Origin of the sequence: Variovorax robiniae (genome assembly GCF_037889955.1) — a bacterium.
Classification (GTDB): domain Bacteria; phylum Pseudomonadota; class Gammaproteobacteria; order Burkholderiales; family Burkholderiaceae_C; genus Variovorax; species Variovorax robiniae.
In genome coordinates, this window is the sequence record NZ_JBBKZS010000003.1 from 467,129 (window position 1) to 483,590 (window position 16,462).

The 16,462-nt window shown below is 64.4% G+C and carries 20 protein-coding genes and 1 tRNA gene; 7 read left to right on the plus strand and 14 right to left on the minus strand.

The annotated features are described in order from the left end of the window. The first annotated feature begins 74 nt into the window (after positions 1–74). The gene (locus WKW79_RS10370; protein WP_340335060.1) at positions 75–986 is read left to right on the plus strand and encodes a hypothetical protein; all 912 of its coding nucleotides are present in this window, start codon (positions 75–77) and stop codon (positions 984–986) included. A 102-nt stretch (positions 987–1,088) separates the two neighbouring features. On the opposite strand, the gene WKW79_RS10375 is transcribed toward WKW79_RS10370, so the two are convergent. Next, positions 1,089–1,415, minus strand: a complete 327-nt coding sequence (locus WKW79_RS10375) for a DUF1840 domain-containing protein (protein WP_340335061.1) — start codon at positions 1,413–1,415, stop codon at positions 1,089–1,091. A gap of 8 nt (positions 1,416–1,423) precedes the next feature. Continuing rightward, on the minus strand, positions 1,424–2,689 hold the full coding sequence (locus WKW79_RS10380; protein WP_340335062.1) for a class I SAM-dependent methyltransferase: 1,266 nt from the start codon (positions 2,687–2,689) through the stop codon (positions 1,424–1,426). A gap of 101 nt (positions 2,690–2,790) precedes the next feature. On the opposite strand from WKW79_RS10380, the gene WKW79_RS10385 reads away from it, so the two are divergent. The 6 genes from WKW79_RS10385 (at position 2,791) to WKW79_RS10410 (ending at position 9,984) form a co-directional block, all read left to right on the plus strand. After that, positions 2,791–5,157, plus strand: coding sequence for a bifunctional salicylyl-CoA 5-hydroxylase/oxidoreductase (locus tag WKW79_RS10385; RefSeq protein WP_340335063.1), 2,367 nt, complete (start codon positions 2,791–2,793; stop codon positions 5,155–5,157). Between the two features lie 5 nt (positions 5,158–5,162). Continuing rightward, the gene (locus WKW79_RS10390) at positions 5,163–5,633 is read left to right on the plus strand and encodes a MarR family winged helix-turn-helix transcriptional regulator (RefSeq protein WP_340335064.1); all 471 of its coding nucleotides are present in this window, start codon (positions 5,163–5,165) and stop codon (positions 5,631–5,633) included. Beyond that, positions 5,630–6,484: an enoyl-CoA hydratase family protein gene (locus WKW79_RS10395; RefSeq protein WP_340335065.1), complete on the plus strand. Its 855-nt coding sequence runs from the start codon at positions 5,630–5,632 to the stop codon at positions 6,482–6,484. Before WKW79_RS10390 ends, WKW79_RS10395 begins: the two co-directional genes overlap by 4 nt. A gap of 264 nt (positions 6,485–6,748) precedes the next feature. Beyond that, positions 6,749–7,945 (plus strand): acyl-CoA dehydrogenase family protein, encoded by a 1,197-nt coding sequence (locus WKW79_RS10400; RefSeq protein ID WP_340335066.1) that lies wholly within the window; start codon positions 6,749–6,751, stop codon positions 7,943–7,945. Positions 7,946–7,972: 27 nt separating this feature from the next. Then, on the plus strand, positions 7,973–9,583 hold the full coding sequence (locus tag WKW79_RS10405) for an AMP-binding protein (RefSeq protein ID WP_340335067.1): 1,611 nt from the start codon (positions 7,973–7,975) through the stop codon (positions 9,581–9,583). 5 nt (positions 9,584–9,588) lie between these two features. After that, positions 9,589–9,984: a RidA family protein gene (locus WKW79_RS10410; protein ID WP_340335186.1), complete on the plus strand. Its 396-nt coding sequence runs from the start codon at positions 9,589–9,591 to the stop codon at positions 9,982–9,984. A gap of 190 nt (positions 9,985–10,174) precedes the next feature. Here WKW79_RS10410 and WKW79_RS10415 read toward each other — a convergent pair. The 12 genes from WKW79_RS10415 to rplR form a co-directional block, all read right to left on the minus strand. After that, a tRNA-Met gene (locus WKW79_RS10415) sits at positions 10,175–10,251 on the minus strand. Between the two features lie 22 nt (positions 10,252–10,273). Next, the gene (rplQ, locus tag WKW79_RS10420; RefSeq protein ID WP_340335068.1) at positions 10,274–10,672 is read right to left on the minus strand and encodes a 50S ribosomal protein L17; all 399 of its coding nucleotides are present in this window, start codon (positions 10,670–10,672) and stop codon (positions 10,274–10,276) included. A 74-nt stretch (positions 10,673–10,746) separates the two neighbouring features. Beyond that, positions 10,747–11,736 carry a DNA-directed RNA polymerase subunit alpha gene (locus WKW79_RS10425; RefSeq protein WP_093059385.1) on the minus strand — a complete coding sequence of 330 codons (990 nt, stop codon included), beginning with the start codon at positions 11,734–11,736 and terminating at the stop codon, positions 10,747–10,749. Positions 11,737–11,874: 138 nt separating this feature from the next. Then, positions 11,875–12,498, minus strand: coding sequence for a 30S ribosomal protein S4 (gene rpsD, locus WKW79_RS10430; RefSeq protein ID WP_340335069.1), 624 nt, complete (start codon positions 12,496–12,498; stop codon positions 11,875–11,877). A 132-nt stretch (positions 12,499–12,630) separates the two neighbouring features. Beyond that, positions 12,631–13,035: a 30S ribosomal protein S11 gene (gene rpsK / locus WKW79_RS10435; RefSeq protein WP_009124825.1), complete on the minus strand. Its 405-nt coding sequence runs from the start codon at positions 13,033–13,035 to the stop codon at positions 12,631–12,633. Between the two features lie 12 nt (positions 13,036–13,047). Further along, positions 13,048–13,413, minus strand: coding sequence for a 30S ribosomal protein S13 (gene rpsM / locus WKW79_RS10440; RefSeq protein ID WP_340335070.1), 366 nt, complete (start codon positions 13,411–13,413; stop codon positions 13,048–13,050). Positions 13,414–13,437: 24 nt separating this feature from the next. Continuing rightward, a complete protein-coding gene (gene rpmJ / locus WKW79_RS10445) occupies positions 13,438–13,551 on the minus strand; it encodes a 50S ribosomal protein L36 (RefSeq protein WP_038201958.1) in 114 nt (37 codons plus the stop codon). 33 nt (positions 13,552–13,584) lie between these two features. Then, on the minus strand, positions 13,585–14,898 hold the full coding sequence (gene secY, locus WKW79_RS10450; RefSeq protein ID WP_340335071.1) for a preprotein translocase subunit SecY: 1,314 nt from the start codon (positions 14,896–14,898) through the stop codon (positions 13,585–13,587). A 27-nt stretch (positions 14,899–14,925) separates the two neighbouring features. Continuing rightward, the gene (gene rplO, locus WKW79_RS10455; protein WP_340335072.1) at positions 14,926–15,357 is read right to left on the minus strand and encodes a 50S ribosomal protein L15; all 432 of its coding nucleotides are present in this window, start codon (positions 15,355–15,357) and stop codon (positions 14,926–14,928) included. 11 nt (positions 15,358–15,368) lie between these two features. Further along, positions 15,369–15,551, minus strand: a complete 183-nt coding sequence (gene rpmD, locus WKW79_RS10460) for a 50S ribosomal protein L30 (RefSeq protein ID WP_213958257.1) — start codon at positions 15,549–15,551, stop codon at positions 15,369–15,371. Positions 15,552–15,562: 11 nt separating this feature from the next. Next, on the minus strand, positions 15,563–16,081 hold the full coding sequence (rpsE, locus tag WKW79_RS10465; protein WP_340335073.1) for a 30S ribosomal protein S5: 519 nt from the start codon (positions 16,079–16,081) through the stop codon (positions 15,563–15,565). A gap of 11 nt (positions 16,082–16,092) precedes the next feature. After that, entirely contained in the window at positions 16,093–16,458 is a 366-nt protein-coding gene (gene rplR / locus WKW79_RS10470; RefSeq protein WP_213958300.1) for a 50S ribosomal protein L18, read from the minus strand. Positions 16,459–16,462 lie beyond the last annotated feature (4 nt).

The window sequence follows — 16,462 nt, forward strand, 5'->3', positions numbered from 1 at the left end:
AGTAGTCAATCGCCGACAGCGTGAACCCCGGCCTTGGCACACAGTCCAAGGCTTGTTCAGTCAGGAGTGGGTTCATGACGACCGCTTGCGGTATCTGCGGAAAGCTCAATCGGAAGAATGCCAAGTTCTGCGTCGGCTGCGCCGCGCGGCTGGGTGTCGAGCCGGTGGGCACTTCCATTCCCGGGCCGGCGTTTGCGGATTCACGGCGCGATGTGGGCTTCGACTCGACGCGCACAGAGACGACCCGACCGACACCCTTGCACGCCGCGGCGCCCGCGCGCGAACCGGCCATGTTCTGGCTGCGCGCCGGGATTGCCGGCCTCGTGTTGCTGATCGGCTTCGTGGGATGGTGCATGTACGTGCTGACCTCGCACAAGGCGGTGGTGCCGTTGCAGGCGACGACGAATGCTTCGGTGCCGGCCGCCCAACCAGAATCGCAGCCGGTACCGCCAGTACCGACGGCCGCTGCGCCGGCCACCTCCTCGCCAACCGCGCCTGCGACGCCGGCAGCATCGAGCCGAATCGCAACAGTTGCGCCCGCAGCGCCCGCAGCACCTGCCGCCCCCGCGGCAAAGCCTTCGCCGGCAACAGGCACGGAGGCCGACGCATCCATCTCTGCACCTCACACCACGATCACCGGTGCAGCGCGCAGCCAGGCGCCTGCCGCGCCGCGCAGCTACGCGCGCGAGCGCACGCGCCGTCCGGACCCGCAGGACGCCGAGGCCAGCGGACTGCCGCCCACCTACAGTTGGACAGAGCCTTACCGCCAGCCGGCAAACACGCTGCATCCAGGCTACGCAGATCCGGGCCCGCCGGTGGTGCCGGGCCCCGGCCCGCGCTACGCCTCGTCGATCCCGTCGCCCGTGGAAGTCACGCCCACGTATGAGGGCGCAGTTCCCATCCGCGGGCCCGACGCAGGGCCGCCTATCGTTCCAGGCCCCGGACCACGCTATGACTTTTCAAGCCCTGGCGCCGTGCCAAGGTGAATCAGCGCAGGGGGCGAGTCTCCATTCGTGAAACACCGCGGAAGGCCGCTGCTGTTGCCCCGGTAGGGGTGCGAGCCGCGAAGCGGCGACCTGGGGCGAGCTTTATTTAGCTCCCCAGATCACATCCTTGCCATCCGCCTGCGAGTCTTTCAGCATGTGAATGATCGGCGCCGCGCGCTGGTGCAAGCCGATGTGCTGCCGCTCCGCTTCTTCCGCATGCCCTTCGACCGCGAGCGAATCGTGGTTGTGCTTGTTGGCGCCTTCATTGCGCACCGCCGCCTCCAGCGCGGCCAGCGCTGCCGGGATCTGCTCGACCGTGATGATGCCGCTCGCCCCTCCCGACTTGCCCATGATCTCGAGCAACTGCCGGGCATTGGCTTCGAGCATCACGACGTCTTGGGTCGCTTGTGATTTGAATTTGTAAAGCATGTGATCTCTTACAGGTAGATATGGTCCCGGACGAAAGGGTACGCCGAATGTGCGCCGGGCATCAAGCCCGTTTCCTTGTGGCCGTCCGGCTTGATGGCAAGGATCTGGTGCAGCGAGATCCAGCCCTGCTCGAAACTCATGGCCGATCCGGCCAGGTAAAGACGATAGGCCCGCAGGATGCGCTCCGCCCGCTCGCGGCTGCCGGTGGAGCGCTCCAGCACCGCGAGGGCCGCCTCCAGCTTGCTCTCAAGGCCGTCCGACCAATGCCACAGCGTGCGCGCATAGTGCGGTCGCAGGTTCTCCGTATCGACCATCTCCAGCCCCGCCATCGCCATCTCACGCAGCACATGCGTCACGTGCAGCAGTTCCCCGCCCGGGAAGATGTACTTCTCGATGAAGTCGCCCATGCCATTGCCGAGCTGGTCCTGGTCGAGCCGACCTGATGTGATGCCGTGGTTCATCGCGATGCCGCCGGGCACCAGCAGTTCGTTGATCCGGGCAAAGTAGGCCGGCATGTTGGCCGCACCCACATGCTCGAACATGCCGACGGACGCGATACGGTCAAAAGGCTTGCCGGCGGCCAGCTCCCGGTAGTCGCGCAGTTCCACGCGCACCCGCCCGCCCAGGCCCTTCTCGTCGATGAGCCGCTGCACGTACGCATGCTGGTTCTTCGACAGGGTGATGCCGGTCGCATCGACGCCGTAGTGCTCGGCGGCCCACATCAAGAGCGCGCCCCATCCGGAACCGATGTCCAGGAAGCGCTGCCCGGGCGCCAGCATCAGCTTGCGGCAGATGTGGTCCAGCTTGGCCTCCTGCGCCTGCGCCAGCGTCATGTCGGGCGTCTTGAAGTACGCGCAGGAATAGACCCGGCGCGGGTCCAGCCAGAGGGCGTAGAAGTCATCCGAGACGTCGTAGTGGAACTCGATCTGCGCCGCATCCTTGTTCATCGAGTGCGCCCCGCGCGACTTGGCCCGCCGCAGCAGCCGTCCCCACCAGCCCGTGTTGGTTTCGACCGGGTTGCCCGGCAGAAGACCGACGGCGACATCGGTGAGGTCGCGCATGGCGCCCTCGATCTGGATCTTGCCCTCGACGTACAACTCGCCGATCGCACCGATCTGGCTGGCCGCAAGCTTGGTAAGCCCTGACCAGTCGGAAAAGGCCAGCGTCACACGCGACCCCGGCTTTGCAACGCGCCGCCCATCCGGCAGCTCCAGCGCAATGGGCACGGCCAGCGTGTCCAGGCGCGACTCGATCTTCGGTATCAAGCTTTGCATGCGGAAGATTCTTGCGATGCGTCAATCGATCGTCAACTGACCCGGCCCGATGCCCTTGTAGTCCATTGACAAATGATTGTTTAAGCCTAAACTATTCGACCATGAATTGCCCAAAGCTGCCCTCTCCCGCCCTCCGCCGTGTGTTGTGCATCGGGGGTGGCCCCGCCGGCCTGTACTTCGCGCTGCTCATGAAAGCGCGCTGGCCCGACCTGGCCGTCACCGTCGTCGAGCGCAACCGCCCCTTCGACACCTTCGGCTGGGGCGTGGTGCTCAGCGACCAGACACTCGCCAACCTGGCCGCGGCCGACGCGCCCACCGCCGCGCTCATCGGCGACGCCTTCAACCACTGGGACGACATCGAGGTCTTCTTCAAGGGCCGCAGCGTGCGCTCCGGCGGCCACGGCTTCTGCGGCATCGGCCGCAAGCGCCTGCTCAACATCCTGCAGGAGCGCTGCCTCGAACTCGGCGTGGATCTCGTCTTCGAATGCGACGTCACCGACGACCAGGCCCTGGCCGCCCAATACGACGCCGACCTGGTCATTGCCAGCGACGGCCTCAACAGCCGCATCCGCACGCGCTACGCCGACGTGTTCCAGCCCGACATCGACACGCGCCAGTGCCGCTTCGTCTGGCTCGGCACCAAGAAGCGCTTCGATGCCTTCACCTTCGCTTTCGAAAAGACTGAGCACGGCTGGTTCCAGGCCCATGCCTACCAGTTCGATGCCGACACCTCCACCTTCATCGTCGAGACGCCCGAGGAAGTCTGGAAGGCCCACGGCCTCGACAAGATGGAGCAGCCCGAGGCCATCGCCTTCTGCGAAAAGCTCTTCGCGCCCTACCTCGACGGCAACGCCCTCATCAGCAACGCCACCCACCTGCGCGGCTCCGCCAACTGGATCCGCTTCCCGCGCGTGGTCTGCGGGCACTGGACGCATCGCGTCGATGTCGGCGGCAAGTCCGTGCCGGTGGTGCTCATGGGCGATGCCGCGCACACTGCCCACTTCTCGATCGGCTCCGGCACCAAGCTGGCGCTGGAAGACGCGATCGACCTGGCCAACACCTTCGCCCTGCATGGCGACGTCGAGCAGGTGCTCGAAGCCTATGAAGGCCGCCGCAGCGTCGAAGTGCTGAAGATCCAGAACGCCGCGCGCAACTCGACCGAATGGTTCGAGAACGTGACGCGCTACAGCGGCATGCAGATCGAGCAGTTCGCGTACTCGCTGTTGACCCGCTCGCAACGCATCAGCCACGAGAACCTGCGCCTGCGCGACGCAAAGTGGCTCGGCGGCTACGAGACATGGCTGGCTGGCGGCAAGCAACTTCCGCCGATGCTGATGCCGCTCACCGTGCGCGGCCTCACGCTGAAGAACCGCATCATCGTCTCGCCGATGGCCACCTACAGCGCGGTCGACGGCGTGCCGCAAGACTTCCACCTGGTGCACCTCGGCGCTCGCGCACTCGGCGGCGCGGCGATGGTGATGGTCGAGATGACCAGCCCCACACCGGAAGGCCGGATCACCCCGGCCTGCACCGGCCTCTACAACGACACGCAGCAGGCCGCGTTCAAGCGCATCGTCGACTTCGTGCATGCGCAGAGCAGCGCGCGCATCGGCATGCAGCTGGGTCACAGCGGGCCGAAGGGCTCGACCCAGGTCGGCTGGGAAGGCACCGACGAGCCGCTGCCGACTGGCAACTGGCCGCTGCTGTCGGCCAGCGCGCTGGCCTACGGCGAACAGAACCAGTTGCCCGCTGAAATGAGCCGCGCCGACATGGACCTCATGCGCGACCAGTTCGTCGCCTCCACCCGCCGCGCGGCCGAGTGCGGCTTCGACTGGCTCGAACTGCACTGCGCCCACGGCTACCTGCTCGCCTCCTTCATCAGCCCGCTGACCAACCTGCGCACCGACGAGTACGGCGGCGACATCGACGCGCGCTGCCGCTACCCGCTCGAAGTGTTCAAGGCCATGCGCGCTGCCTGGCCCGCCGACAAACCGATGAGCGTGCGCATCTCCGCCCATGACTGGGCGCCCGGCGGCAACACCGGCGACGACGCCATCGAGATCGCACGCCTGTTCAAGGCTGCGGGTGCCGATTTCATCGACGTCTCCTCGGGCCAGACCACGCGTGCCGCCAAGCCCGTCTACGGCCGCATGTACCAGACCCCGTTCGCCGACCGGATCCGCAACGAGATCGGCATCTCGACCATCGCCGTCGGCGCCATCACCGACGCCGACCAGGCCAACAGCATCATCGCGGCCGGCCGCGCCGACCTCTGCGCCGTGGCCCGCCCGCACCTGGCCGACCCGGCCTGGACGCTGCACGAAGCCGCCAAGCTGGAAAGCCGTGCGGTCGACTGGCCCAAGCAATACCTCAGCGGACGCGACCAGATGTACCGGGAGATGGCGAAGCAGAAGGAGATGGCTGCGGCCACGCAAGCGGTCGCGGCAAAGCCCGCGCCGGTGGAGTGAACACCATGGACCTCGAAGCCCGCGCCCACAGCGAACACCCCGACGAACTGCGCCTCTGGCTGCGCCTCCTGACCTGTACGCAACTCATCGAAAAGCAGGTGCGCAACAGCCTGCGCGAACAGTTCAGCACCACGCTGCCGCGCTTCGACCTCATGTCGCAACTCGAGCGCGCGCCCGAGGGCCTGAAGATGAACGAACTCTCGCGCCGCATGATGGTCACCGGCGGCAACGTCACCGGCATCACCGACCAGCTCGTCACCGAAGGCCTCGTCGAACGCGTCGACGTCGCCAACGACCGCCGCGCCTGGCGCGTGCGCCTCACGCCGCGCGGACGCAAGCTCTTCAACGACATGGCGCAGAAGCACGAAGCCTGGATCGTCGACGCCTTTGCCGGCCTCAACGCCAAGGAGATCTCGCAGTTGCACAAGCTGCTCGGCAAGGTCAAGCAAACCACACCCACCACGGAAATCGCATGAAGCACTACATCGGCGCCGGCAACCCCATGCACGCGCAATTCGAACCCAAGGCGTCGTATACCGCGAAGCACTTCGCCTGGTCCTTCGCCGACGGCATCGGCACCATCACGCTGAACCGCCCCGAGCGCAAGAACCCGCTCACCTTCGACTCGTATGCCGAACTGCGCGACCTGTTCCGCGCACTCAACTACGCCACCGACGTGAAGGTCATCGTCATCACCGGCGCGGGCGGCAACTTCTGCTCCGGCGGCGACGTGCACGAGATCATCGGCCCGCTCACGAAGATGGAGATGCCCGCGCTGCTCGAATTCACGCGCATGACCGGCGACCTGGTGAAGGCGATCCGCGCCTGCCCGCAACCCATCATCGGCGCCATCGACGGCATCTGCGCCGGCGCCGGCGCGATGATCGCGCTGGCCTGCGACATCCGCTACGGCACGCCTGCCACCAAGACCGCCTTCCTGTTCACCCGCGTCGGCCTGGCCGGCGCCGACATGGGCGCCTGCGCGCTGCTGCCGCGCATGATCGGCCAGGGCCGCGCGTCGGAACTGCTGTTCAGCGGCCGCGCCATGACCGCCGCCGAAGGCCACGCCTGGGGCTTCTTCAACGCGCTGCATGAAAGCGTCGCACTGTTGGAGGCCGCGACCACGATGGCACGCGAGCTCGCCGCCGGTCCCACCTTCGCCCACGGCATGACCAAGACCATGCTGTCGCAGGAATGGTCGATGACCATCGACCAGGCGATCGAAGCCGAAGCGCAGGCGCAGGCGATCTGCATGCAGACCGAAGATTTCAAGCGCGCGTACGAGGCCTTTGCGAACAAGCGCAAGCCAGCCTTCCAAGGCGACTGAGATGGCACGGAGGAATGCGGACTTGACCGTACGCAAAGGTCGCGAAGAAACGCAAAGGACGCGAAAGATGCGCACAGCCAGTTGCCATTTTTCGGTATTCCTTTCGCGTCCTTCGCGGAACCTTCGCGTCCTCTGCGTCCGGCTGTCGGCATTCGCTTCCGTCCTCGCCCCCGCTCCCGTTTTCGCCTCGGGATCCACGCCCGCTTCGGCCTGCATCCCGACGCCCCTCGTCCACCCCGTTCCCGTCCCCGCTTTCCTGACGACATGAACACACCACCGCCTACCCCGCCATCGATCGCGCATCTCGCGCTGCCCTTCTTCGACGACGCCCATCGCGCCCTCGCGCAAGGCCTTCTGCCGTGGGCCGCCGCACAGGACGTCGACGAGAGCGACGACCGCGCGGCATGCCGCGACTGGGTCAGACGCCTCGGTGACGGCGGCTGGCTGCGCTACTGCGTGCCCGCGGCCTCCGGCGGCGCGCTGGAGCGCCTCGACTCCCGCGCCCTCGTGCTGCTGCGCGAGACGCTCGCCTATCACTCGCCCCTCGCGGACTTCGCGTTCGCGATGCAGGGCCTCGGCAGCGGCGCCATCACGCTGGCCGGCAGCCCCGAGCAACAAGCGGCTTACCTCCCGGCGGTCGCCAACGGCAGCAAGATCGCCGCCTTCGCCCTGAGCGAGCCCAACGCCGGCTCCGACGTGGGCGCCATGGCCATGCGCGCCGACGCCACGCCCGACGGCTGGAAGCTCGACGGCACCAAGACCTGGATCAGCAACGGCGGCATCGCGGACTTCTACTGCACCTTCGCCAAGACCGACCCCACGGGTGGCACGCGCGGCATCACCGCCTTCATCGTCGACGCAACAAGCCAAGGCCTCGACACCTCGGGCCACATCCACGTGATGGCGCCGCACCCCTTGGCCACGCTGAAGTTCAACGACTGCATCGTGCCCCGCACCGCCCAGTTGGGCGACCTCCACGGCGGCTTCAAGCTCGCCATGCGCACCCTCGACATCTTCCGTGCGTCCGTCGCCGCCGCTGCCCTCGGCATGGCCCGCCGCGCCTTGGCCGAGGCCGTCGCCCACGCCCAGCGCCGCCAGATGTTCGGCCACCCGCTCGCCGACTTCCAGCTCACGCAGGCCAAGCTGGGCGACATGGCCGCGCTGGTCGACGCCGCCGCCCTACTCACCTACCGCGCGGCCTGGATGCGCGACGAATCCGAGCGCAGCGGGCAGAGGCCTTCCGGCGACCTCACCGCCGCCGCCGCCATGGCCAAGATGACCGCCACCGAGAACGCCCAGCGCGTCATCGACATGGCGCTGCAACTGCACGGCGGCATGGGCGTACAGGTCGGCACCAAGGTCGAAAGCCTGTACCGCGACATCCGGTCGCTGCGCATCTACGAAGGCGCGACCGAGGTCCAGCAACTCATCATCGGCAAGTCCGTCCTGAAGCACGCCTGAGCGCGCGCACAGCACAAAGGTGACGCAATGACCGCACAGATCGACCGCTTCGTCCACGACCGGCTGCCCCCACCGGATCAACTTCCGATCTTCCGCTACGACCTGCCGGAACTGCAGTTGCCCGACCAGTTGAACCTGGTCGAGGAACTGCTCGACAAGGCCCCGGCCAAGGGCTTCGCAAACAACCCCATGCTGCGTTCCCCCACGCGCACGCTCAGCTATGCCGAAGCGGCCGTCGAGGTCAACCGCATCGCCCAGGTGCTGACCGAGGACCTGCACCTTGTCCCCGGAAACCGCGTGCTACTGCGTGGCGGCAATTCGATCCAGATGGCCTTGTCCTGGCTCGCCGTCGTCAAGGCCGGACTGATTGCGGTCGCGACGATGCCGCTGCTGCGCGCCAAGGAACTTGGCGACATTATCGACAAGTCGCAACCCGTGGCCGCCCTCTGCGACGGCAAGCTGCTGGCCGAGCTGGAAGCCGCGCGCGCGGAGCATCCGGTGCTGAAGACCATCATCGCCTTCAACCGACCCGACCAACCCAGTTCGCTCGAGGCACGCGCCGCTTCCAAGGCCGGCACCTTCGAGCCCTGCCCCACCGCCGCAGACGACATTGCCTTGCTCGCCTTCACCTCCGGCACCACCGGCAAGCCCAAGGCGCCGATCTCCACGCACCGCGACGTCCTAGCCATTTGCGAGACCTGGCCACGCCACGTCCTGCGCGCACGCCCGAGCGACATTGTGCTGGGCTCGCCCCCACTGGCCTTCACCTTCGGCCTGGGCGGCCTGCTGATCTTCCCGATGTGGGCGGGCGCATCCGTCTTCTTCCCCGACGGCAGCTACACGCCCGAAGGCATGGTCAAGCTGATCAACGATTCCGGCGCCACCATCACCTACACCGCGCCCACCTTCTACCGCCAGGTCGCCCCCTTCGCCAAGAAGATCGGCGTCCCCAGCCTGCGCATCAGCGTGAGCGCTGGCGAAGCATTGCCCGATGCCACGCGCCAGCTGTGGAAGGACGCCACCGGCATCGAGATGCTCGACGGCATCGGCGGCACCGAGGTCTTCCACATCTACATCTCCGCCGCGCCCGAGGAAGTGCGCCGCGGCGCCATCGGAAAGGCCGTGCCCGGCTTCACCGCCAAGGTGGTCGACGACGATGGCAACGAGGTGCCGCGCGGCACCGTCGGCAAGCTCGCGATCATCGGCCCGGTCGGCTGCCGCTACCTGGACGACGCTCGTCAGGCCAACTACGTGAAGAACGGCTGGAACTACCCGGGCGACGCCTTCATGGAAGATGCCGACGGCTACTTCTTCTACCAGGCACGCGCCGACGACATGATCGTGTCGGCCGGCTACAACATCGGTGGCCCCGAGGTCGAGGACGCATTGCTGCAGCACCCTGCCGTCGCCGAATGCGGCGTCATTGGCAAGCCCGACGAAGAGCGCGGAATGATCGTCAAGGCCTTCTGCGTGCTCAAGCCCGGCCAGACCGGAGACGCCGAACTGGTGAAAGCCTTGCAAGACCACGTCAAGGCCACCATCGCCCCCTACAAGTACCCGCGCGAAATCGCTTTCGTCGACGCCTTGCCACGCACCGAGACCGGCAAGCTGCAACGTTTCAAACTGAGGAGTCTTTGATGACCATGATGCAAATCCTGCAACCCGCCGGCTGGTTGCCCCCAAAAGGCTATGCCAACGGCATCGCCGCGCGCGGCACGCAAGTGTTCGTGGGCGGCCAGATCGGCTGGGATGGGCAACAGCAATTCGTCTCCGACGATTTCATCGAACAGACCGGCCAGGCCCTGCGCAACATCGTCGAGGTCCTGCGCGAAGCCGGCGCCGGCCCCGAGCACATGGTCCGCATGACCTGGTACATCACGGACCGCGACGAATACAACGCCCGCCTGCGCGAGCTCGGTCCTGTCTACCGCGAAGCCATGGGCCGCAACTTCCCTGCGATGACCTGCGTGCAGGTGGCGGCGCTGGTGGAGAAGCGGGCGAAGGTGGAGATCGAGGTGACGGCTGTCGTGCCGGACTGAAGGACGGGCGTCGCTGAGGCTGAAGAATTCGGACAGCCGACGCAGAAGCCGCAAAAGAATGCAAAGAAATCTTTTGATTTTCTTTTGCGACTTTTGCGTAACCTTCGCGACCTCTTCGTTCTGCGGTCCGCTTCCGTATTCCACCCGGAAATGAAAAAAGCCCCTGATTCGAAAATCAGGGGCTTTCAATTGGTTGCGCGAGCAAGATTTGAACTTGCGACCTTTGGGTTATGAGCCCAACGAGCTACCAGGCTGCTCCATCGCGCGGCAAGATGGAATTATATACTATTTATTCGCCGGCTGCTTGGTCTTCAGCAGCTTCTTTCACTTCGGGGCGATCGACCAGTTCGACGAGCGCCATCGGGGCGTTGTCGCCCACGCGGAAGCCCATCTTCAGGATGCGGGTGTAGCCGCCCGGACGCGTCGCGAAGCGCGGGCCCAGGTCGTTGAACAGCTTCACGACGCTGTCGCGGTCGCGCAGGCGGTCGAATGCGAGGCGCTTGTTGGCAACCGTCGGCTTCTTGGCCAGCGTGATCATCGGTTCGATGACGCGACGCAGTTCCTTGGCCTTGGGGACCGTGGTCTTGATGGCCTCGTGCTCGATGAGCGAGTTCATCATGTTCTGCAGCATCGCGAGGCGGTGCGAGCTGGTGCGGTTGAGTTTGCGGAGGCCGTGACCGTGACGCATTTTTGATTTCCTTTTTCGAGGTTTGTAATAAAGGCAGCCGTATCAGGTACTGCCCTTTGCGGTTCAGCGCTGAATCAGCGCTTGTCGAGGCCGGCCGGCGGCCAGCTTTCGAGCTTCATGCCCAAGGTCAGGCCGCGGGAGGCGAGCACTTCCTTGATTTCGTTGAGCGACTTGCGACCCAGGTTCGGGGTCTTGAGCAGCTCGTTTTCGGTGCGCTGGATCAGGTCACCGATGTAGTAGATGTTTTCGGCCTTCAGGCAGTTCGCAGAACGCACCGTCAGTTCGAGTTCGTCCACAGGGCGCAGCAGGATCGGATCGAATTGCTGTGCGCTGCGCGGTGCCGGTGCATCGAATGCAGCCAGTTCGCCGCCTTCGAGCTGCGCAAACACGGCGAGCTGTTCAACGAGGATTTTAGCCGAGGCGCGGACTGCGTCTTCAGCGGTGATCGCACCGTTGGTTTCGATCTCGACCAGCAGCTTGTCCAGGTCGGTACGCTGTTCCACGCGGGCGCTTTCGACCGTGTAGCTCACGCGCTTGACCGGCGAGAACGACGCATCGAGGACGATGCGGCCGATCGACTTGGTCGGCTCGTCAGCGTAACGGCGCATCGTGCCGGGCACGTAGCCCCGACCCTTTTCCACCTTGATCTGCATGTCGAGCTTGCCGCCTTGCGACAGGTGCGCGATCACGTGATCGGGGTTGATGATCTCGACGTCGTGCGGCGTCTGGATGTCGGAAGCCAGCACCGGGCCTTCGCCGTCCTTGCGCAGGCTCAGCGTGACTTCATCGCGGTTGTGGAGCTTGAACACCACGCCCTTGAGGTTCAGAAGGATGTTGACCACATCTTCCTGCACGCCGTCGATCGACGAGTACTCGTGCAGAACGCCAGCGATGGTGACTTCGGTTGCCGAATAGCCAACCATCGACGAGAGCAGAACGCGACGCAGCGCGTTGCCGAGCGTGTGGCCGTAGCCGCGCTCGAAAGGCTCGAGCGTGACCTTGGCCTTGTTCGGCGCCAGTTGCTCGACCTGGATGGTCTTGGGTTTCAGCAGGGTGGTTTGCATGCAGGACTTCCTCTCAATACCCCCGGTTCGTTACACCGGTAAGGCTGGTGAAGCGCCCGGCGCACTTTGCGGGGCACGCCGAGAACGGGATAACAACTAAAAAAACAGCAACCCGCACCACGCGGTGCGGGCCATTCATCAACGCGAATACAGTTCGACGATCAGCGATTCGTTGATGTCGGCTGCGAATTCGTCGCGATCCGGCACCTTCTTGAACGTGCCTTCGCCCTTGTCGGCGTTCACTTCGACCCATGCCGGCATGCCGACTTGCTGGGCCAGTTGCAGTGCTTCGGCGATACGCGTCTGCTTCTTCGACTTGTCGCGCACAGCGATCACGTCGCCGGTCTTGACCAGGTACGACGGGATGTTGACCGACTGGCCGTTCACCGTGATCGCCTTGTGCGACACGAGTTGGCGTGCTTCAGCGCGGGTCGAGCCGAAGCCCATGCGATAGACCACGTTGTCCAGGCGCGATTCGAGGATGAACAGCAGGTTGGCGCCGGTGTTGCCACGACGACGGTCGGCTTCTTCGAAGTAGCGGCGGAATTGCTTTTCCAGCACGCCGTACATGCGCTTGACCTTCTGCTTTTCGCGCAGTTGCAGGCCGAAATCGGAAGTGCGCTGACCCGAGGTGCGGCCGTGCTGGCCGGGCTTCGAATCGAACTTCGACTTGTCCTGGATCGAACGACGGGCGCTCTTCAGGAACAGGTCGGTGCCTTCACGGCGGGAAAGTTTGGCCTTGGGGCCGAGGTAGCGTGCCACGTGATCTTCCTTTGTGTCATCTGCCGCAGTGGTTTCCTGCGGGAGCCGTCAGCGGCGTGCCAACGGCGGTGGGCTTGTTGAAAAAACAAAATGCGCAGCCGCCGTGAAGCGGGCTGCGCCGGGCGTCAGCGCTTAGATGCGACGACGCTTTTGCGGACGGCAGCCGTTGTGCGGCACGGGCGTCACGTCGGCGATCGAGTTGATGCGAATGCCCAGTGCGGCCAGGGCGCGCACCGACGATTCACGACCAGGACCGGGGCCCTTTATCTCGACGTCGAGGTTCTTGATACCTTGCTCGACCGCAGCGCGGCCAGCGACTTCCGAAGCGACCTGGGCTGCGAAAGGCGTCGACTTGCGCGAGCCCTTGAAGCCTTGGCCACCCGACGAAGCCCACGACAGGGCGTTGCCCTGACGGTCGGTGATCGTGATGATGGTGTTGTTGAACGACGCATGCACGTGGGCGATACCGTCGGCAACGTTCTTGCGAACCTTCTTGCGGACGCGCTGTGCAGCGTTGTTTGCAGGTGCTTTAGCCATGCTGTTCTATCCTTATTTCTTCAGGGACTGCGCAGCCTTGCGCGGACCCTTGCGAGTGCGGGCGTTGGTGCGCGTGCGCTGGCCGCGCATCGGCAGGCCACGGCGATGACGGAAGCCGCGATAGCAGCCGATGTCCATCAAGCGCTTGATGTTCATCGTCGTTTCGCGACGCAGGTCGCCTTCGATCGTGAAGAGAGCGATCTGGTCGCGGATCTTCTCGAGATCGCTGTCCGTCAGATCCTTGATCTTCTTCGAGTAGTCGATGCCGGTTGCTTCGCAGATCTTGCGAGCGCGCGTGCGACCGATGCCGAAGATGGCCGTCAGGCCGATTTCAGCGTGCTTGTGCGGCGGAATGTTGATGCCAGCAATACGTGCCATGTGCGTCCTCTGATGTTTCTCTAATCAACCCTGGCGCTGCTTATGGCGCGGGTCGGTACAGATCACACGCACCACACCCTTGCGGCGGATGATCTTGCAATTACGGCAGATGGTTTTGACCGAAGCCGAAACTCTCATATCAATTCTCCTAAAACTTTTCGTTGACCTGGCTTACGACGTCTTGAAGTTGGCCTTCTTCAGCAGCGATTCATACTGCTGGGACATCAGGTAGTTCTGCACCTGGGCCATGAAATCCATGGTCACCACGACGATGATCAAGAGCGACGTGCCACCGAAATAGAAGGGCACGTTGTACTTGAGGATCAGGAACTCGGGCAGCAGGCAGACGAAGGTGATATACACCGCGCCAGCCAGCGTCAGGCGGACCAGGATCTTGTCGATATAGCGAGCAGTCTGGTCACCCGGACGGATGCCCGGAATGAACGCGCCACTCTTCTTCAGGTTGTCTGCCGTTTCGCGGCTGTTGAAAACCAACGCCGTGTAGAAAAAGCAGAAGAACACGATGGCTGCTGCGTACAGCAACACGTAGATGGGCTCGCCGGGGCGCAGTGCGCTCGCAACGTCCTTGATCCAGCGGAAACCGCCTTCACCGGTACTGAACCAGCCGACGACGGTGGCGGGCAGCAGGATGATCGACGACGCGAAGATCGGCGGGATCACGCCAGCCATGTTCAGCTTCAGCGGCAGGTGCGACGATTGACCGCCATACACCTTGTTGCCGACCTGACGCCGCGCATAGTTCACGAGGATCTTGCGCTGGCCGCGTTCGACGAACACCACGAAGTAGGTCACCAGCACGACAACAGCCACGATGAACAACGCCACCAGCGGATTCATCGCACCTGTCGACACCAGCGAAGCCAGGCCACCGATCGCACCCGGCAAGCCGGCCGCGATACCCGCGAAGATCAGGATCGAAATCCCATTGCCCAGTCCACGTTCAGTGATCTGTTCGCCGAGCCACATCAGGAACATCGAGCCAGCCGTGAGGCTGACCGCTGCCGTCAGACGGAAGCCGAAACCCGGGTTGATCACCAGGCCAGCCGACGATTCCAGCGCCACAGCAATGCTGAACGACTGGAACAGCGCCAGGCCCAACGCACCGTAGCGCGTGTACTGCGTGATCTTGCGACGACCTGCCTCGCCTTCCTTCTTCATCTGCTCGAAGGTCGGCAACACGTAGGTCATCAACTGCATGATGATCGACGCGGAGATGTACGGCATGATGCCCAGCGCGAACACGGTGAAGCGCGACAGCGCCCCGCCCGAGAACATGTTGAACAGGCTCAAGATACCGCCCTTCTGGTCCTGGAACAACGCCGCCAGCTGGTCCGGGTTGATGCCCGGAACAGGAATGTGCGCGCCGATCCGATAGACCACGAGTGCGAGCAGCAAAAACACGAGCCGGCGACGCAGGTCACCGAACTTGCCAGTCTTTGCGAGCGTTGCCGCGTTGGTTGCCACTACAGCCTACTTTCCAGTGCCTGAGATTTACGCGACGCTGCCGCCGGCTGCTTCGATCGCAGCCTTGGCACCTGCCGTTGCACCGATGCCGGTCAACTTGACGGCCTTGGTGAGTTCACCGGTCTTGATGATCTTGACGACCTTGGCAATCTGGCCGACGAGGCCAGCTTGCTTCAGTGCCAGCAGGTCGACTTCGGCCAGGCCGAGGGCTTCCAGCGCGGTCAACGTGACTTCGGCGTTGTACTTGAGCGATTGCGACTTGAAGCCACGCTTCGGCAGGCGACGCTGCAAAGGCATTTGACCGCCTTCGAAGCCCACCTTGTGGAAGCCGCCTGCACGCGACTTCTGACCCTTGTGACCGCGACCCGCGGTCTTGCCGAGGCCGGAGCCGATACCACGGCCGACGCGACGCTTGTAGTGCTTCGCGCCGTCTGCCGGCTTGATGCTATTGAGTTCCATGTCAGTCTCTCTTACAGAACCTTGACCAGGTAGCTGATCTTGTTGATCATGCCGCGCACTGCGGGCGTGTCCTGCAACTCCGACACGGAGTTGAGCTTGCGCAGGCCCAGGCCGCGCACGGTGTCGCGATGTGCCTGCTTGGTGCCGATCGGGCTCTTCACCAGCTGCACCTTGACGGTTTGTTGTTGCGTCATGACGTTGTTCCTCAGGCGAAGATTTCTTCGACCGTCAGGCCGCGCTTTGCAGCGACTGCCGAAGCGGTGGTCGAGTTCTTCAGGCCGTCCAGGGTGGCGCGGACCATGTTGTAGGGGTTCGACGAACCATGGCTCTTGGCCACGATGTCGGTGATGCCCAGGACTTCGAAGACGGCGCGCATCGGGCCGCCGGCGATGATGCCGGTACCCTTGGGGGCCGGGTACATCACGACCGACGAGGCACCGTGGTGACCGGTCACCGCGTGGTGCAGCGTGCCGTTCTTGATCGAGATCTTGAACAGGTTGCGACGGGCTTCTTCCATCGCCTTTTGCACGGCAGCAGGCACTTCCTTCGACTTGCCCTTGCCCATGCCGACCTTGCCATCGCCGTCGCCGACCACGGTCAGTGCTGCGAAACCGAGGATACGACCACCCTTCACCACCTTGGTGACGCGGTTGATCGCGATCATCTTCTCGCGCAAACCGTCCTCAGGTCCTTCGTTCTGCGTTCTTGCTTGGATCTTTGCCATTTTCGAATTCCTTAGAACTGCAGGCCGGCTTCGCGGGCTGCATCAGCCAGCGCCTTGACGCGGCCGTGGTAGGCGAAACCTGCGCGGTCGAAAGCGACCTTCTCGACGCCGGCAGCCTTCGCCTTTTCAGCGATGCGCTTGCCGATCAGCGTGGCGGCGGCGGCATTGCCACCCTTGCCCGACGCGCCGAGCGAGCTGCGGACTTCGGCTTCGGCCGTCGACGCAGAGGCGAGCACCTTGGCGCCGTCGCCGGAGATGACGGTGGCGTAGATGTGCAGGTTGGTCCGGTTCACGGTCAGGCGTGCAACGCCTTGCGTAGCGATCCGGATGCGGGTCTGGCGCGAGCGACGCAGACGTTGTGCTTTTTTGGTCAACACCATT

What these genes read in the sequence shown, in the direction of transcription:
- WKW79_RS10370 (WP_340335060.1), top strand. Translation starts at nt 75, where the DNA reads ATGACGACCGCTTGCGGTATCTGCGGAAAGCTCAATCGGAAGAATGCC.
- WKW79_RS10375 (WP_340335061.1), bottom strand. Translation starts at nt 1,415, where the DNA reads ATGCTTTACAAATTCAAATCACAAGCGACCCAAGACGTCGTGATGCTC.
- WKW79_RS10380 (WP_340335062.1), bottom strand. Translation starts at nt 2,689, where the DNA reads ATGCAAAGCTTGATACCGAAGATCGAGTCGCGCCTGGACACGCTGGCC.
- WKW79_RS10385 (WP_340335063.1), top strand. Translation starts at nt 2,791, where the DNA reads ATGAATTGCCCAAAGCTGCCCTCTCCCGCCCTCCGCCGTGTGTTGTGC.
- WKW79_RS10390 (WP_340335064.1), top strand. Translation starts at nt 5,163, where the DNA reads ATGGACCTCGAAGCCCGCGCCCACAGCGAACACCCCGACGAACTGCGC.
- WKW79_RS10395 (WP_340335065.1), top strand. Translation starts at nt 5,630, where the DNA reads ATGAAGCACTACATCGGCGCCGGCAACCCCATGCACGCGCAATTCGAA.
- WKW79_RS10400 (WP_340335066.1), top strand. Translation starts at nt 6,749, where the DNA reads ATGAACACACCACCGCCTACCCCGCCATCGATCGCGCATCTCGCGCTG.
- WKW79_RS10405 (WP_340335067.1), top strand. Translation starts at nt 7,973, where the DNA reads ATGACCGCACAGATCGACCGCTTCGTCCACGACCGGCTGCCCCCACCG.
- WKW79_RS10410 (WP_340335186.1), top strand. Translation starts at nt 9,589, where the DNA reads ATGATGCAAATCCTGCAACCCGCCGGCTGGTTGCCCCCAAAAGGCTAT.
- rplQ (WP_340335068.1), bottom strand. Translation starts at nt 10,672, where the DNA reads ATGCGTCACGGTCACGGCCTCCGCAAACTCAACCGCACCAGCTCGCAC.
- WKW79_RS10425 (WP_093059385.1), bottom strand. Translation starts at nt 11,736, where the DNA reads ATGCAAACCACCCTGCTGAAACCCAAGACCATCCAGGTCGAGCAACTG.
- rpsK (WP_009124825.1), bottom strand. Translation starts at nt 13,035, where the DNA reads ATGGCTAAAGCACCTGCAAACAACGCTGCACAGCGCGTCCGCAAGAAG.
- rpsM (WP_340335070.1), bottom strand. Translation starts at nt 13,413, where the DNA reads ATGGCACGTATTGCTGGCATCAACATTCCGCCGCACAAGCACGCTGAA.
- rpmJ (WP_038201958.1), bottom strand. Translation starts at nt 13,551, where the DNA reads ATGAGAGTTTCGGCTTCGGTCAAAACCATCTGCCGTAATTGCAAGATC.
- rplO (WP_340335072.1), bottom strand. Translation starts at nt 15,357, where the DNA reads ATGGAACTCAATAGCATCAAGCCGGCAGACGGCGCGAAGCACTACAAG.
- rpmD (WP_213958257.1), bottom strand. Translation starts at nt 15,551, where the DNA reads ATGACGCAACAACAAACCGTCAAGGTGCAGCTGGTGAAGAGCCCGATC.
- rpsE (WP_340335073.1), bottom strand. Translation starts at nt 16,081, where the DNA reads ATGGCAAAGATCCAAGCAAGAACGCAGAACGAAGGACCTGAGGACGGT.